Genomic DNA, 14,066 nt, shown 5'->3' with positions numbered 1-14,066 from the left:
TCGGGTGAGCAGCGGCGTACCTACCCGATCACGCCCAGGATGGAGGGATGTCGAACCCCACCGTCCCTCCATCCACGTCGGTGACGCCTGCGACCTCGACGGTCCAGGGGGCGCTCGCCGCAATCGACACCGAGCTGCATCGCACCGTGTCGAGCCTGCTGGAGGCCGATCCAGCCCCGTTCGCCGGCGCACTCGACCGCCTGCGAACGGCGGACCGCGTGTTCGTGTCCGGTGCCGGTCGTTCCGGTCTCGCGCTCCGCATGACCGCCATGCGCCTCATGCACCTCGGGCTCACCGTGCATGTCGTCGGCGAGACGACGACGCCCGCCATCACCTCGGGTGACGTCCTGCTCGTCGCCAGCGGCTCCGGTACGACGACGGGTGTGGTGCGCGCCGCGGACACGGCCGTCTCCGTCGGGGCGCAGGTGATCGCCATCACGACCGACGCCGCATCCGCGCTCGCCGAGTTGGCCGCCGAGACGATCGTCGTCCCTGCCGCGCAGAAGACCGACCACGGCGGCACGCGTTCCGTGCAGTACTCGGGGAGCCTCTTCGAGCAGGCGGTCATGCTGCTCGGCGATGCGTTCTTCCATGCGCTCTGGCAGTCCGACGGCGTCAGCGCCGAGGAGCTGTGGCCGCGCCACGCGAACCTCGAGTAGTCGCCCTCTTCCTTCCCACGCGCCCGGCGCACGCCGGACGCATCCCATCACGACAGAAAGCAGCACCACATGAAGCTCCAGGTAGCCATGGACGTCCTCACCACCGAGGCAGCCCTCGAACTCGCCGGGAAGGTCGCGCCCTACGTCGACATCCTCGAGCTCGGCACGCCCCTCATCAAGAGCGAGGGCCTGCGTGCCGTCACCGCCATCAAGGACGCCCACCCCGACAAGATCGTGTTCGCCGACCTCAAGACGATGGACGCCGGTGAGCTCGAAGCCGACATCGCCTTCTCCGCCGGAGCGGACATCGTCACCGTCCTCGGGACAGCCGGTGACAGCACGATCGTCGGCGCTGTGAAGGCCGCGAAGGCGCACGGCAAGTCCGTCGTCGTCGACCTCATCGGGGTCGCCGACAAGGTGCAGCGCGCGAAGGAGGTCACCGCTCTCGGTGCCGCGTTCGTCGAGATGCACGCCGGTCTCGACGAGCAGGCCGAGGAGGGCTTCACCTTCCAGACGCTCCTGTCCGACGGGGAAGCGGCCGCTGTGCCGTTCTCGGTCGCCGGTGGCGTGAACGTGTCGACGATCGCGTCGGTGCAGCAGGCGGGCGCGCAGGTCGCCGTCGCCGGTGGTGCGATCTACTCGGCTGACGACCCGGCGGCCTCCGCGGCAGCGCTCCGCGCGGCAATCGTCGCCTAACCCCCCAACCCCGCACCCGTCGGGTTGGCCAGCGCGGTGCGCTGACGTCAGCGCGGTGCGTCGGACGTGAGCGCGGGTCTCCAGAGACCCGCGCTCACGGCTCCGGGGCGCGCCCGGGTCAGCGCATCGCGCTGGCGCATCGGGTCGGGCGGCTGGGTGAAGCCCGAACATCGGACGGGATTCGGGCGTGACGCGGCATACTGGGCGGATCACCACGCGACGCTCGTCGGATGAGCGCGCAGCCGAGTACCCGGAGGATCCGCCGATGACGACCGATTCCAGCCCAGAGCAGCCCATCGCACAGACGACCTCGGGAGCGGTCCGCGGGACTCGCCGCGCCGACGGATCGGTCGCCTTCCTCGGCATCCCGTTCGCCGAGCCGCCGACCGGAGCGAGACGGTTCCAGGCCCCCGAGCCCAAGGGCCCCTGGGACGGCGTCCTCGACGCGACCGCCTACGGCGCGACACCGCAGCGGAAGGCCCTGGCCGAGATCACGACCATCCCGGAACCGTCGATCCCCGGCGACTCGACGCTCAACGTCAACGTCTTCACGCCCGACCCGGCACCTGCATCCGAAGGCGCCGGTCTGCCCGTCCTCGTCTGGATCCACGGCGGCGGCTTCATCGCCGGGTCGCCCGCGAGCCCCTGGTACGACGGTCGGGCCTTCAACCGCGACGGCGTCGTCACGGTCTCGGTGTCCTACCGCCTCGGCTTCGACGGCTTCGGCTGGCTGCCCGACGCCCCAGCCAACCGCGGGGTCCTCGACTGGATCCTCGCGCTCGAGTGGGTGCGCGACAACATCGCGGCGTTCGGCGGTGACCCGCGGCGGGTCACGATCGCCGGCCAGTCCGCGGGCGGCGGGTCCGTCATGACCCTGCTCACGGTCCCGTCGGCCAGGCACCTGTTCCACCGGGCGATCTCCGTGTCCGGCGTCCCCGGCGACGTCCCGCTCCACGACGCGCAGGCCCTGACCGCACGACTCGCCGAGCACCTCGGGGTGCCCGCGACCCTGGCCGGGTTCGCGAGCGTCTCGGAGGCGACGCTGATCGAGGCCCAGCGCTTCGAACTCGTCCCGGGCGGCGCGACCGACCCGGAGTCCGTACTCCGCGGGATGACGACGATGAACGGCCGCCTCGGCCTCGGCCCGATCGTCGACGGCGAGTTGGTCGTCGACACCGTCGAAGCCGGCATGATCGCGGGACGAGGTGCGGACAAGCCGTTGCTCGTCAGCGCGACCCGAGAGGAGTTCGCCGGGTTCTTCACCGGTCGACTCGACGACTTCGACGCCGTGGCGCCGACGCGCGCCCTGGAACTGATGGGCGTGCCGGAACCGCTCGCCGAGGCGTACGTCGCGACCCAGCCCGGCGAACGCACGGGAGTCGTCGCGGGGCGCTTCGTGAGCGACGTCATGTTCCGGGAGCGCGTCATCCGCTGGCTGGCGCTGCGGGACGACGCCGAGACCTGGGTCTCCGACTTCGTGTGGCGCTCGGCGGTGAGCGGGATCGCGGAGCACTGCCTCGACGTCCCGTTCATCTTCGACGTGCTCGACGACCCGGACGTCACCCGGGTGGCGGGCCCGCACGCGCCGCAGGAACTCGCGGATCGGATCCACGGCGCGGTCGTGGCGTTCGTCCGAGACGGGTCGCCGGGCTGGTCGCGGTCCGACCGCGACGCCTCCGGGATCGAGGTGTTCGACGCGGCCGGGGCGCCGCCGGTCGAGCCCTTCGCGAGTGCACGCGTGCTCGCAGCGGCGAAGCGACTCGCGGAAGCGGCGTCGACGACGCCATCGACACCGGTCTGACGGGCCCGGGCACTCGGCTCGTAGGACGAACCGGGCCGTTCTGCCAGGGGGTGTGGCTGTGAGGCGTCCCGCGTTACCGTCGGGACACGAGGAAAGGAATCAGCATGAGTGACCCACGAGACGAGATGGACGACCCGATCGGCGACGCGCAGGAGGCGATCTCCCGAGCGCTGCCCGACAACGCTCCCGAGAGCGATGATCCGATGGCGGCGCCGACGGTCGACGACCCGGGCTCCGAGCCCGGCGACGGCGACCCCGCCGACCAGCCGGGCCTCCTCTAGCGCAGCTCGCCGGGACTGTCCTCAGCTCGGGAATCCCTGGTCAGCGCGGTGCTGTCGACCGAGCTGTGCCGAACCGGTGCCAGCGCGGTGCGCTGGTCCGAACCCCCGGGATCAGGTCCGAGCGCGACCCGTGTGCGTGGGCGCGACCCTCCGGAGACCCGCGCTCACGCGTGTGCCCCGCGCTCGCGTCAGCGCACCGCGCTGGCGCAAGCCGAAACGCAGGAGGGCGGAGGTGTGCAACGCGGGGACGCTCCGCGCGCGTAGCGGAACGACTTCGGGCGATGTCAACCCCCGGGACGGAATGGTCAGGCCCCCATACGGTGGACGGAGTTCTGCGAAAGGAGCTTCACCATGAACATTCTGCTCATCATCGTCATCGTCGTTGCCATCGTTCTCGCCATCACCGGTGGGTTCGTCCAGTCCCTCAACTTCCTGCTGTGGGTCGGCCTCGTGCTGCTCGCGATCGCGATCATCGCGTTCTTGATCAGGACGATCACGGGTCGCAAGGCCCTCTAACTCGATTTCGAGTTCACGAAGCGGTCGGTCCCTCCGGGGGCCGGCCGCTTCGCTGTGTCCGGGGTGCTGCGTCCGGGCGCGGTCCGGGTCCTACCGGAGGGACGGGTCGACGCTCGTCCGCCGGAGCACCGCGTCGGCGAAGGCCCCGAACAACCGCTCGCCGGCCTCGCGCATCGGCCCCGCCACCGCGGCGACCTCGGACCGCAGCCGGTCGGCCGCGTCCTCCGCGGTCCCGGCGATGAACGGCAGATCGCGGAGCATGAGCGGTTCCGCGAGCCACCGGTCGAGCATCGGCGGGTCGACCTCGAGGTGGAACTGCGTCGTGAAGACCCGGTCCTCGATCCGGAACGCCTGGTTCGGCGTCGACGGGGACGACGCAAGGACCGTCGCTCCGTACGGAGCGTCGACGACGTCGCCGTGCCAGTGCAGCACCGGCAGCCGCTCGCCCCGCATGCCGAGTTCGCTCTCGGTCAGGAGCTCGACGTCGCCGACACCCACTTCATGCGCGGCCGCCGAGTGGAGCGTGGCTCCGAGGGCCGTCGCGATGAGCTGATGCCCGAGACAGACCCCGAACACCGGGATGCCGAGCACGGCCGCATCTCGCACGAGCTGCGCTTCGAGCCCGAGACCCGGGTGCTCCTCCACGTCGAGCGCGCCCATCGGGCCCCCGAGGAGGACGAGCCCGTCGAACCCGGTGATCTCGCGCGCCGGCGGCAGCTCACGACGCTCCACGATGGTGTCGAGCGTCCAATCGATCCCCGTTGCCGTGAGGACCTCGCCGAGCACCGCCGGTCGCTCCCAGGGGACGTGCTGCAGGACGAGGACGTGCGGTCTGGTCATCGGAGGCCTCCAGGTCGCTGGGGCGGCGCGACCGGTCTCCGCCGGGTCGCGGAGGTCGTCACCGTGCGAGCATCGTAGCGAATCCGGGCGTCGTCACCGGCCCGAGGGTTCGGGCTCCCGGCCGATACACTGTCACCGTGCTGCTCTCGGACCGTGACATCAAAGCCGAACTCGACGCCTCCCGCATCGCGCTCGACCCCTACTCGCCGGAGATGATCCAGCCGTCGTCCATCGACGTCCGCCTCGATCGTTTCTTCCGCCTCTTCGACAACCACAAGTACCCCTTCATCGATCCCGCGGAGGATCAGCCGGAGCTGACGCGCCTCATCGAGACGCTGCCGAACGAGCCGTTCATCCTCCACCCCGGCGAGTTCGTCCTGGGGTCCACGTATGAGCGGGTCTCCCTCCCGGACGACGTCGCCGCACGCCTCGAGGGCAAGAGCTCGCTCGGTCGTCTCGGGCTGCTCACGCACTCCACTGCGGGCTTCATCGATCCGGGCTTCACGGGGCACGTCACCCTCGAGCTCAGCAACGTCGCCACGCTGCCGATCAAGCTCTGGCCGGGGATGAAGATCGGCCAGATGTGCTTCTTCCGGCTCACGTCACCGGCCGAGCGCCCGTACGGGTCGAGCGAGTACAGTTCCAGGTATCAGGGACAGCGTGGACCCACCGCCTCCCGTTCCTTCCAGAACTTCCACCGGACCGACGTCGGCGAGACGCAGCGCTGACGCAGGACTGAGGCGGGCGTCCCGACGACGGGCGAGCAGGTGGACCAGCAGAAAGGCCCCGCCATGAGCACGTCAGAGCGACCCGACTTCGCCCGCGCGATCACCGCCGACGGGCCGACGCCGCTCTACCCGCGTCGCATGGTCCGGTTCGGGCAGTTCGTCGGATCCTGGGACGTCCACTCGAAGCGCCTCGACGACGAGAGCGGTGAGTGGGTCGAGTCCGACTTCCGGTGGATCGTGTCATACATCCTCGAAGGGCGGGCCGTGCAGGATGTCCAGCTCGTCGCGAACGACGCGGAACCGTCGGGCTGGGAGACGGTCAGTACGGCTCTCCGCGTCTACGACCGGTTGATGGGCGCCTGGCGGGTGAACTACGTCGAGCCACGGCGCGGCGAGTTCTGCCAGCTCGTAGCGACGCCGCACCGCTCAGACGGCATCCGTCAGGACGGCACGCGGAACGACGACAAGCTCATCCGGTGGAACTTCAGCGGCATCACCGAGGACTCGTACACCTGGGAGAGCTGGGTGTCCGACGACGAGGGCGTGACCTGGTGGCTGCAGGAGCACAACGAGGGTCGCCGCATCGTCTGAATCGGTGCTGCGCGGGCACGTGCCCACGCTCGCGGCACGTGGAACAGGGCGTGCCGCGGGAGCGGAGACGTGCCGCGAGCGTCGACGCGACACTCAGGGGTCGGTGCCCGCCAGGCGCTCCAGGAACGACGCCAGCTGCTTGCGCTCGGCGGCGGTGAAGCCGTCCAGGATGCGTTCCTCGGTGGCGAGGTGGTCGGGTAGGGCCGCCTCGACGAGGCGCTTGCCGGCCGGGGTGAGGGCGACGACCGTGCCGCGCCCGTCCCGCTCGCTCGGACGGCGCGTCACGAGACCGCGCTCGACGAGCTTGTTCACGCGCTGGGCGATCGCACTCGACGTCACCATCGACCAGTGGGCGAGGTCCTTCGGCGCGAGCTCGTGCGGTGAGCCGGCGCGGAGCAGGGTGGCGAGCACATCGAACGAGGCGCTGTCGAGACCGTGCTCGGCGAAGGTCGTGGAGAGGCGTGCGTCGACCGCCGCCGCCGCTCGCGACAGTCGTCCGATGACGGCCATTGGCGAGACGTCGAGGTCGGGTCGCTCGCTCCGCCATTGGCTCAGGATGTCGTCGACGCGCGTGCTCATCCAGTCAGCGTAGCAATTCCCTTAGCGCTGAGCTATTATCGCTCAGTGCTTAGCAATCAACTCCGCATCGCCGCCGTCACCGCCATCGCCCCGATCAGCTGGGGGACGACCTACCTCGTCACGAGCGAACTGCTCCCGCCGGGACGACCGCTGCTGGCAGCCGTGCTCCGTGCGCTGCCCGCGGGCCTCCTGCTCCTCGCGATCACGCGAACCCTGCCGGTCGGTGGCTGGTGGTGGCGGTCGCTCGTGCTCGGCACGCTCAACATCGGCGCCTTCTTCGCATTCCTCTTCCTCGCCGCCTACCGACTGCCCGGCGGGGTCGCCGCGACCATGGGGGCGATCGGCCCCGTGCTCGTCGCCGTGCTCGCGAGCCTGCTGGTGGGGGAGGCGTTGACCGTGCGTCGCGTCGTCGCCGGGTTCGCCGGGGTGGCGGGCGTCGCCCTCATCGTGCTGCAGGCCGACGCGCGTCTCGATGTGATCGGCGTCGTCGCCGCGCTCGCCGGGGCGGTCTCGATGTCGCTCGGCTCGGTGTTGAGCAAGCGGTGGGGGAGGCCGGAGGTCGGCCGCCGGATCGGCGCGCGCCGGCGCACGAGCTCGGACCCTGGCCTGACCCTGGCCAGCGGCGCACCGGTCTCCGGCCTCGCGCTGACCGCCTGGCAGCTCGTCGCCGGCGGTCTCGTCCTCGTGCCGGTGCTGCTCGTCGTCGAGGGACTTCCGTCGGCCGCCCCGGACGCAGCGGCGATCGGCGGGTACGTCTACCTCTCCCTCGTCGGCACCGCCCTCGCGTACGCCCTGTGGTTCCGAGGCATCGCCGCGCTCCCCGTGTCGTCGGTGTCGTTCCTCGGCCTGCTCAGTCCCGTCGTCGCCGTGCTGGCAGGCCTCGTGGTCCTCGGCGAGGCGCTGAGCCTCGGACAAGTGCTCGGGATCGCGGTCGTCGCCGGCTCCCTCATCCTGGTCTTCACCGCGAGACGGCCCCGGGTCATACTGAGCGCATGAGATTCCGCACCGTCATCGAACTCCAGGGCAACAACACCGGCATCCTCGTCCCCGACGCCGTCGTCGAGGGCCTGGACCGGGGCAAGCGCGTGCCCGTCGTCGTCACCGTGGGTGCGACCACCTACCGCAGCACCATCACCCCGATGGGCGGCCGGTACCTGATCGCGCTGAGCGCCGCCAACCGCGCCGCCGCCGGGGTCGCGGGAGGCGACGAGGTCGACGTGGACCTCGAGGTCGACGACGCTCCGCGCGTGTTCCCGCTGCCGCCCGAGCTCGAGACGGCGCTCGCGGGAGACGAGCCGGCGCTCGCCGCCTACGGAGCCCTGTCGTTCAGTCGACAGCGCGCGCTGGCCGAGCCGGTCGCACTGGCGAAGACGGATGCGACGCGCGACAAGCGGATCGCCGCGGCCCTGGAAGCGCTCCGCGGCGCCTGACCTCGCTCAGTCGCCTGAATCTGTTCGGAAACCGGCTCGATCCGCGCAGATCCGGGCGCCTCAGCGGGCTGCGGACTCCGCGAGCAGCGGGACGACGAGCGGCAGCTGGAGCGTCAGCCACGGGCTGAACGCGAAGGGCGCCTGCTCGACCGACGCGCGGAGCGATTCGGGCTCGGCCCAGGCCCACTCCATGACCTCGTCGGGATTCGGCTCGGGCGTCGCGTCCGTGTAGGCGACGTAGACCGGACAGATCTCGTACTCGACCACACCCGAGGCGTCGACCGCGCGATACCGGAAGTCGGGCAGCACCAGTTCCGGCGCGGAGATCGGCAGGCCCAGCTCGGCACTCGCCCGACGCAGCACGGCGTCCACGCTGTCCTCGTCCGGACCGGGGTGTCCGCAGAACGAGTTCGTCCAGACGCCCGGCCACGTGAGCTTCGAGAGCGCGCGCCGGGTCACGAGGATGCGACCGTCGGGCCCGATGACGTGGCAGGAGAACGCGAGGTGGAGTGGCGTCTCCAGCGTGTGGACGGTCGCCTTCGGCGTGGTGCCGATGCGGGTGCCGTCCTCGGCGAGCAGGACGACGAGTTCTTCGGGTACCGACATGTGTCCATTCTCCCCGACGATCGGGGTGAACGCGAATGGACAGCTAGCGTACTAATCTCGCCGCTCCGTGAAGTAGCCTCGTGATATGGAGACCCACCACGTCGTCGACGCGCCCTATCGACAACAGCATCAGGTCGAGGATGCCCTCGAGCGTTTCCTCGAACTGGCGAAGACGCAGGCGGTGTCGTTCGGCGGTGCCGGCTACCTGCGGCTCTGGGAGACCATCGAGCGCAGCATGGCCGGCGGCAAGCGGTTCCGCCCACGGATGGTCATGACGGCCTACGAGGCGCTGGGTGGAACGGACATCGTCGCCGCGGCTCACGTCGCCGCCGCCTACGAACTCCTGCACACCGCGCTGATCGTCCACGACGACGTGATCGACCGCGACTTCGTCAGGCGCGGCAGCCCCAACGTCTCCGGCAGCTACCGCGACATCGCGCAGACCGCGGGCATCCCGCTACCGCTCGCCGAGCACCGCGGCATGTCCGTCGCCGTCATCGCCGGCGACCTCGCCCTGTCCGCGTCCTACCGCCTGATCGACCGCGCCGGGAGCGCCGACGCGGTCCGCACCCGCCTGCGCGAGATCCTCGACGACGCCATCTCCGCCTCGGCGGCCGGAGAGCTCGCCGACGTCGACTTCACGGTCGGCGGCGTCGTCCCGACGGTCGACGACATCATCCGCATGGAGCGCCTGAAGACCGCGTACTACTCGTTCGAGGCGCCCCTGCAGTCGGGCGGCGTCCTGGCCGGTGCTCCAGAGGCGACGATCGACGCACTCGGAGCGTTCGGGCAACAGATCGGTATCGCCTACCAGATCATCGACGACGTCCTCGGCGTCTTCGGCGACTCGAAGACGACCGGCAAGACGACCATCGGCGACCTCCGCGAGGGCAAGTTGACGGTCATGGTGGCGTTCGCGGCGGAGCAGCCCGAGTGGCACGCCGTCGAGCACCTCTTCGGCGACCCGGACCTCGACGAGGAGGGTGCCGCCGTCCTGCGCGAGGTCCTCACGACGACAGGCGCCCGCCAGCATGCGACCCTGCTCGCCGGTGACTACGCCAACCGCGCCTGGGAGCAGCTGGCCTCGCCGAGCATCCCGGCGCAGCTCCGCGACGAGCTCCGCCCCATCGTCGCCACCGTGCTCGAGCGGTCGCGATGACCGCAGCAGGGGACGGGACCGGGCGACCGGCCGACGACGCCTCGGCGGTCGGCGACGCACGACAGCTCTACGACCGGGTCGCGCAGGAGACCGCCAGCATCGTCATCCGTCGGTACTCCACGTCCTTCGGACTGGCGGCCAGGCTGCTGGGTGGCGACATCCGCCAGGACGTCGAGAACGTGTACGCGCTCGTCCGTATCGCCGACGAGATCGTCGACGGCGTGGCCGCGGCAGCCGGGCTCGACCCCGAGCGGGTCCTCCGCATGCTCGACGCCCTCGAGCAGGACACCGAGGACGCGATGGAGACGGGGTACAGCAGCAACCTCGTCGTCCACGCTTTCGCCATCTCGGCGCGGTCGGCGGGGATCGAGACCGACCTCACCCGTCCGTTCTTCGCGTCCATGCGCGCGGACCTCTCGCGCACCGTCCACACCCCCGAGACGTTCCGCGACTACGTGTACGGCTCCGCCGAAGTCGTCGGGCTCATGTGCCTGCGGATCTTCCTGCGCGGCCACGACGTCGACGACGCCCAGCGCGCCGCGTTCGTCGTCGGCGCCAGGAGTCTCGGTGCCGCCTTCCAGAAGGTCAACTTCCTCCGCGACCTCTCGGCCGACCACGACGAGCTCGGACGCAGCTACTTCCCCGGGGTCGCCGTCGACGAGCTCACCGAGGCGCAGAAGCACAGCCTGCTCGACGACATCGAAGCCGATCTCGACCGCTCGGCAGCGGTCCTCGGGCGGCTGCCGAAGTCGAGCCGTCGCGCGGTCGCCCTCGCCCAGGAGCTCTTCTCCGAACTCGCCCGACGCATCCGGACGACGCCGGCCTCGGCGCTCGTCCGCACGCGTGTCCGGGTGCCCGACCCGGTCAAGCTCCGCATCGCCGCGGGCGCGCTCGCCGGTCGCACACCGGCCACGACCGGCACCACCGCCTCCATCCCGACGATCGACGAGAGTTCGCAGTCATGACCACCTCCCACAACCGGACCGTCGTCATCGGCGGCGGTATCAGCGGTCTCGCCACCGCAGCCCTGCTCGCCCGCGACGGCCAGCGGGTCACGCTGCTCGAACGACGCGATGTGCTCGGCGGCCGTGCCGGCACCTGGGAGCAGGACGGCTTCACCTTCGACACCGGCCCGAGCTGGTACCTCATGCCGGAGGTCTTCGACCACTTCTACCGGCTCCTCGGCACCTCCGCCGCCGAGCAGCTCGACCTCGGGCGACTCGACCCGGCCTACCGCGTCTACTCGGAGGGCCGCGACGGGCACCTCGACCTCGCCGCCGACCGGGCCGGCAACCTCGCCCTGTTCGAGTCGGTCGAGCCCGGTGCCGGCGCGAAGATGGACGAATACCTCCGCAGCGCGAAGGAGACGTACGAGATCGCCATCCGGAGCTTCCTGTACACGACGTTCGAGTCGTACCGGACGCTCGCGAGCCGTGAGGTCCTCGCCCGGATGCCGAAGCTCGCGAAGCTCCTCACGGAGGACCTCGACACGCTGGCCGCGCGCACCGTCTCCGACGTCCGGTTGCAGCAGATCCTCGGCTACCCGGCCGTGTTCCTCGGCTCCTCGCCCTTCGAGGCGCCGAGCATGTACCACCTCATGAGCTACCTCGACCTCGAGGACGGCGTGCTCTACCCGCAGGGCGGCTTCTCGCGGATCATCGAGACGATCGCCGAGCTCGCCCACGCCGAGGGTGTGGAGATCATCACGGGCGCCGAGGTCACCGGCATCACCACGATGCCCGCCGGCCGCCGCGCCAGGGTCGACGGCGTCAACTACCTCGACGCCGACGGTCGTCGGCAGTTGCTCCGCGCCGACCGCGTCGTGTCCGCCGCCGACCTGCACCACACCGAGACGACGCTGCTGCCCCGCGAACTCCAGACCTACCCGGCCGAGTACTGGGAGAAGCGCACCGCCGGTCCCGGAGCCGTGCTCGTCATGCTCGGCGTCCGCGGCGAGCTCCCGGAACTCCTGCACCACAGCCTGTTCTTCACGGCCGACTGGCGCGACAACTTCGGTCGCATCTTCGGTGAGGAGACGAGCGTGCCCGACCCCGCGTCGCTGTACGTCTGCCGCCCGAGCGCGACCGATGCGGGCGTCGCACCCGACGGCCACGAGAACCTGTTCATCCTGGTGCCGGTCCCGGCCGATCCGTCCATCGGTGGCGGTGGAGACGCCCGGGTCGCGGAGATCGGCGACGCCGCCATCGCGCAGATCGCCGAGTGGGCCGGCGTCCCCGACCTCGCCGAGCGCATCGTGGTGCGTCGCGACGTCGGACCGGCCGACTTCGCGACCGACCTCAACGTCTGGAAGGGCACCGCCCTCGGGCCGGCGCACATCCTCTCGCAGAGCGCGATGTTCCGGAGCGGCAATGTCAGCAAGCAGGTCGACGGCCTGTTCTACACGGGTGGCTCGACCATCCCGGGCATCGGCCTGCCGATGTGCCTCATCAGCGCCGAGCTCGTCGTGAAGCGCATGCGCGGCGACATCACCACCGGCCCGATGGCGGAGCCGTTGCGCGCTCGCGCCGAGGCGACCGGCTGATGGGTCTGCTGTACCTGCTGGCGCTGCTCGTCTCGATCACCGGGATGGTCATGCTCGACCGGCGGTTCCGGCTGTTCTTCTGGGCCGACCGACGGCGGGCCGCGATCATCCTGCCGATCGGCGTCGTGTTCTTCCTCGTGTGGGATCTGCTCGGTATCGGCACCGGCATCTTCTTCCGTGGTGAGACCTCGTTCATGACCGGGCTGCAGGTCGCGCCCGAGCTGCCGATCGAGGAGGTCTTCTTCCTGACGCTGCTCTGCTACCTCACGATGAACCTGTTCGGTGCGGCGCGACACACGCTCGGCCGCGTGTCCCGCCGCGGGACCGGCGCCGCCGAGGTGAGCGGACGATGACCTACTGGGCCCTCAATGCATGGTTCCTCGCCGTCGTGGCGGTCGTCGCCCTGCTCGCGGTCGTGCGGCTCGATCGACGCCGTGCGAGCGGATCGCGCTCCGCCGGTCTGACGGCGGGCACCTGGCTGCTCGCGGTGGGCGGTGGGCTCGTCGTCCTCCTGCTCATGACCGCGCTGTTCGACAACATCATGATCGGCATCGGACTCGTCGGCTACGACCCGGAACTGATCTCCGGCGCCTTCATCGGCATCGCGCCGCTCGAGGACTTCGCCTACGCCATCGCCGCGGCCGTCCTGCTCCCGTCGCTCTGGGTGCTCCTCGAGCGTCGGACCCCAGCTCCCGTCTCCCCATCCCCGTCCCAGGAGGACCCGGCATGAACCGACTCGGCCAGCTCGTGCTGTCCTCCCGACCGCTGTCGTGGATCAACACCGCCTACCCGTTCGCAGCGGCATACCTGCTGACCACGCGCGAGCTCGACCTCACGTTCTGGCTCGGGACGCTGTACTTCCTCATCCCGTACAACCTCGCGATGTACGGCATCAACGACGTCTTCGACTACGAGTCCGACCTGCGGAACCCGCGCAAGGGCGGCGTCGAGGGCGCGGTCCTGGACCGCCGGATGCACCGGTTGACGATCTTCGCGGCGATCGTGACGAACGTCCCGTTCCTCGCCTACCTCGTCGTCATCGGGTCGCCGCTGTCGTGGCTCGTCCTCGCGATCAGCGTGTTCGCGCTCATCGCGTACAGCGCGCCCGGCCTGCGGTTCAAGGAGCGACCGTTCATCGACTCGCTCACCTCGAGCACGCACTTCGTGAGCCCGGCGGTCTACGGCCTCGTCCTCGCCGGCGCGGTCTTCACCCCCGCGCTCTGGGCGCTGCTCGTCGGCTACTTCCTCTGGGGGATCGCCAGCCACGCCTTCGGTGCGGTGCAGGACATCATCGCCGACCGGGAGGGCGGGATCGGCTCGATCGCGACGGTCATCGGTGCGGCGGCGACCGTCCGGTTCGCCTTCGCCGCCTACCTGGCCGGCGGTGCGCTGATGCTCGTGACCCCGTGGCCCATCCCGCTGGCGGGCCTGCTCGCGCTGCCCTACGCCGCGAGTGTGTTGCCGTTCTGGAACCTCCGCGAGGAGGACGCCGAGCGGGCCAACGCGGGCTGGAAGCGGTTCCTCCGCCTCAACTTCCTGACGGGCTTCCTCGTCACGATGCTCATCATCTGGTACTGGTTCCTGACGTCCTGACCCCTGTTTCCTCTCCCTAACTCAGGAACACGGCGGCGCGTCGCC

Annotated in this window: 18 protein-coding genes; 15 read left to right on the top strand and 3 right to left on the bottom strand. The window is 70.4% G+C overall.

Annotation, left to right across the window (positions count from 1 at the left end):
• Positions 1–47 precede the first annotated feature (47 nt).
• The 5 genes from hxlB to B9Y95_RS20855 all read left to right on the top strand — a co-directional run bounded on the left by hxlB (position 48) and on the right by B9Y95_RS20855 (position 3,953).
• Complete coding sequence (gene hxlB / locus B9Y95_RS11435; RefSeq protein WP_085511987.1) at positions 48–659, top strand: 6-phospho-3-hexuloisomerase; 612 nt, start codon at positions 48–50, stop codon at positions 657–659.
• A 69-nt stretch (positions 660–728) separates the two neighbouring features.
• On the top strand, positions 729–1,355 hold the full coding sequence (gene hxlA / locus B9Y95_RS11430) for a 3-hexulose-6-phosphate synthase (protein WP_085511986.1): 627 nt from the start codon (positions 729–731) through the stop codon (positions 1,353–1,355).
• A 265-nt stretch (positions 1,356–1,620) separates the two neighbouring features.
• Positions 1,621–3,156, top strand: coding sequence for a carboxylesterase/lipase family protein (locus B9Y95_RS11425; RefSeq protein ID WP_085511985.1), 1,536 nt, complete (start codon positions 1,621–1,623; stop codon positions 3,154–3,156).
• Positions 3,157–3,260: 104 nt separating this feature from the next.
• A complete protein-coding gene (locus tag B9Y95_RS20675; RefSeq protein WP_159453388.1) occupies positions 3,261–3,437 on the top strand; it encodes a hypothetical protein in 177 nt (58 codons plus the stop codon).
• 351 nt (positions 3,438–3,788) lie between these two features.
• On the top strand, positions 3,789–3,953 hold the full coding sequence (locus tag B9Y95_RS20855) for a hypothetical protein (protein WP_162852292.1): 165 nt from the start codon (positions 3,789–3,791) through the stop codon (positions 3,951–3,953).
• A gap of 90 nt (positions 3,954–4,043) precedes the next feature.
• On the opposite strand, the gene B9Y95_RS11420 is transcribed toward B9Y95_RS20855, so the two are convergent.
• Positions 4,044–4,793, bottom strand: coding sequence for a type 1 glutamine amidotransferase (locus B9Y95_RS11420; protein ID WP_085511984.1), 750 nt, complete (start codon positions 4,791–4,793; stop codon positions 4,044–4,046).
• 137 nt (positions 4,794–4,930) lie between these two features.
• Here B9Y95_RS11420 and dcd point away from each other — a divergent pair, with 137 nt between their 5' ends.
• Complete coding sequence (gene dcd / locus B9Y95_RS11415; protein WP_056009122.1) at positions 4,931–5,521, top strand: dCTP deaminase; 591 nt, start codon at positions 4,931–4,933, stop codon at positions 5,519–5,521.
• Between the two features lie 63 nt (positions 5,522–5,584).
• Positions 5,585–6,112: a hypothetical protein gene (locus B9Y95_RS11410; protein WP_085511983.1), complete on the top strand. Its 528-nt coding sequence runs from the start codon at positions 5,585–5,587 to the stop codon at positions 6,110–6,112.
• A gap of 93 nt (positions 6,113–6,205) precedes the next feature.
• Here the strand turns inward: B9Y95_RS11410 and B9Y95_RS11405 are convergent, their stop codons facing one another.
• Positions 6,206–6,691: a MarR family winged helix-turn-helix transcriptional regulator gene (locus B9Y95_RS11405; protein ID WP_085511982.1), complete on the bottom strand. Its 486-nt coding sequence runs from the start codon at positions 6,689–6,691 to the stop codon at positions 6,206–6,208.
• A 45-nt stretch (positions 6,692–6,736) separates the two neighbouring features.
• On the opposite strand from B9Y95_RS11405, the gene B9Y95_RS11400 reads away from it, so the two are divergent.
• Both B9Y95_RS11400 and B9Y95_RS11395 read left to right on the top strand, forming a co-directional pair.
• Complete coding sequence (locus B9Y95_RS11400) at positions 6,737–7,687, top strand: EamA family transporter (RefSeq protein ID WP_085511981.1); 951 nt, start codon at positions 6,737–6,739, stop codon at positions 7,685–7,687.
• Positions 7,684–8,121 (top strand): YdeI/OmpD-associated family protein, encoded by a 438-nt coding sequence (locus tag B9Y95_RS11395; RefSeq protein ID WP_085511980.1) that lies wholly within the window; start codon positions 7,684–7,686, stop codon positions 8,119–8,121. The genes B9Y95_RS11400 and B9Y95_RS11395 overlap by 4 nt, the downstream gene beginning before the upstream one ends.
• Positions 8,122–8,181: 60 nt before the next feature.
• On the opposite strand, the gene idi is transcribed toward B9Y95_RS11395, so the two are convergent.
• Positions 8,182–8,727, bottom strand: a complete 546-nt coding sequence (gene idi, locus B9Y95_RS11390; protein ID WP_085511979.1) for an isopentenyl-diphosphate Delta-isomerase — start codon at positions 8,725–8,727, stop codon at positions 8,182–8,184.
• Positions 8,728–8,812: 85 nt separating this feature from the next.
• Between idi and B9Y95_RS11385 the strand changes: the two genes are divergently transcribed.
• The 6 genes from B9Y95_RS11385 to B9Y95_RS11360 are packed head-to-tail and all read left to right on the top strand — an operon-like array spanning position 8,813 to position 14,021.
• Entirely contained in the window at positions 8,813–9,886 is a 1,074-nt protein-coding gene (locus tag B9Y95_RS11385) for a polyprenyl synthetase family protein (protein WP_085511978.1), read from the top strand.
• Complete coding sequence (locus tag B9Y95_RS11380) at positions 9,883–10,851, top strand: phytoene/squalene synthase family protein (protein ID WP_085511977.1); 969 nt, start codon at positions 9,883–9,885, stop codon at positions 10,849–10,851. The genes B9Y95_RS11385 and B9Y95_RS11380 overlap by 4 nt, the downstream gene beginning before the upstream one ends.
• Positions 10,848–12,428 carry a phytoene desaturase family protein gene (gene crtI / locus B9Y95_RS11375; RefSeq protein WP_085511976.1) on the top strand — a complete coding sequence of 527 codons (1,581 nt, stop codon included), beginning with the start codon at positions 10,848–10,850 and terminating at the stop codon, positions 12,426–12,428. Before B9Y95_RS11380 ends, crtI begins: the two co-directional genes overlap by 4 nt.
• Positions 12,428–12,781, top strand: coding sequence for a lycopene cyclase domain-containing protein (locus B9Y95_RS11370; protein WP_085511975.1), 354 nt, complete (start codon positions 12,428–12,430; stop codon positions 12,779–12,781). The genes crtI and B9Y95_RS11370 overlap by 1 nt, the downstream gene beginning before the upstream one ends.
• On the top strand, positions 12,778–13,158 hold the full coding sequence (locus B9Y95_RS11365; RefSeq protein WP_085511974.1) for a hypothetical protein: 381 nt from the start codon (positions 12,778–12,780) through the stop codon (positions 13,156–13,158). Before B9Y95_RS11370 ends, B9Y95_RS11365 begins: the two co-directional genes overlap by 4 nt.
• Positions 13,155–14,021 (top strand): prenyltransferase, encoded by an 867-nt coding sequence (locus B9Y95_RS11360; protein ID WP_085511973.1) that lies wholly within the window; start codon positions 13,155–13,157, stop codon positions 14,019–14,021. The genes B9Y95_RS11365 and B9Y95_RS11360 overlap by 4 nt, the downstream gene beginning before the upstream one ends.
• Positions 14,022–14,066 lie beyond the last annotated feature (45 nt).

The sequence above is a fragment of the Plantibacter flavus genome (genome assembly GCF_900177615.1).
Lineage (GTDB): Bacteria > Actinomycetota > Actinomycetes > Actinomycetales > Microbacteriaceae > Plantibacter > Plantibacter flavus.
The sequence above is the reverse complement of the archived record's forward strand: the minus strand, read 5'-3'. Positions and strand labels throughout refer to the sequence as shown.

What these genes read in the sequence shown, in the direction of transcription:
- hxlB (WP_085511987.1), top strand. Translation starts at nt 48, where the DNA reads ATGTCGAACCCCACCGTCCCTCCATCCACGTCGGTGACGCCTGCGACC.
- hxlA (WP_085511986.1), top strand. Translation starts at nt 729, where the DNA reads ATGAAGCTCCAGGTAGCCATGGACGTCCTCACCACCGAGGCAGCCCTC.
- B9Y95_RS11425 (WP_085511985.1), top strand. Translation starts at nt 1,621, where the DNA reads ATGACGACCGATTCCAGCCCAGAGCAGCCCATCGCACAGACGACCTCG.
- B9Y95_RS20675 (WP_159453388.1), top strand. Translation starts at nt 3,261, where the DNA reads ATGAGTGACCCACGAGACGAGATGGACGACCCGATCGGCGACGCGCAG.
- B9Y95_RS20855 (WP_162852292.1), top strand. Translation starts at nt 3,789, where the DNA reads ATGAACATTCTGCTCATCATCGTCATCGTCGTTGCCATCGTTCTCGCC.
- B9Y95_RS11420 (WP_085511984.1), bottom strand. Translation starts at nt 4,793, where the DNA reads ATGACCAGACCGCACGTCCTCGTCCTGCAGCACGTCCCCTGGGAGCGA.
- B9Y95_RS11410 (WP_085511983.1), top strand. Translation starts at nt 5,585, where the DNA reads ATGAGCACGTCAGAGCGACCCGACTTCGCCCGCGCGATCACCGCCGAC.
- B9Y95_RS11405 (WP_085511982.1), bottom strand. Translation starts at nt 6,691, where the DNA reads ATGAGCACGCGCGTCGACGACATCCTGAGCCAATGGCGGAGCGAGCGA.
- B9Y95_RS11395 (WP_085511980.1), top strand. Translation starts at nt 7,684, where the DNA reads ATGAGATTCCGCACCGTCATCGAACTCCAGGGCAACAACACCGGCATC.
- idi (WP_085511979.1), bottom strand. Translation starts at nt 8,727, where the DNA reads ATGTCGGTACCCGAAGAACTCGTCGTCCTGCTCGCCGAGGACGGCACC.
- B9Y95_RS11385 (WP_085511978.1), top strand. Translation starts at nt 8,813, where the DNA reads ATGGAGACCCACCACGTCGTCGACGCGCCCTATCGACAACAGCATCAG.
- B9Y95_RS11380 (WP_085511977.1), top strand. Translation starts at nt 9,883, where the DNA reads ATGACCGCAGCAGGGGACGGGACCGGGCGACCGGCCGACGACGCCTCG.
- crtI (WP_085511976.1), top strand. Translation starts at nt 10,848, where the DNA reads ATGACCACCTCCCACAACCGGACCGTCGTCATCGGCGGCGGTATCAGC.
- B9Y95_RS11370 (WP_085511975.1), top strand. Translation starts at nt 12,428, where the DNA reads ATGGGTCTGCTGTACCTGCTGGCGCTGCTCGTCTCGATCACCGGGATG.
- B9Y95_RS11365 (WP_085511974.1), top strand. Translation starts at nt 12,778, where the DNA reads ATGACCTACTGGGCCCTCAATGCATGGTTCCTCGCCGTCGTGGCGGTC.
- B9Y95_RS11360 (WP_085511973.1), top strand. Translation starts at nt 13,155, where the DNA reads ATGAACCGACTCGGCCAGCTCGTGCTGTCCTCCCGACCGCTGTCGTGG.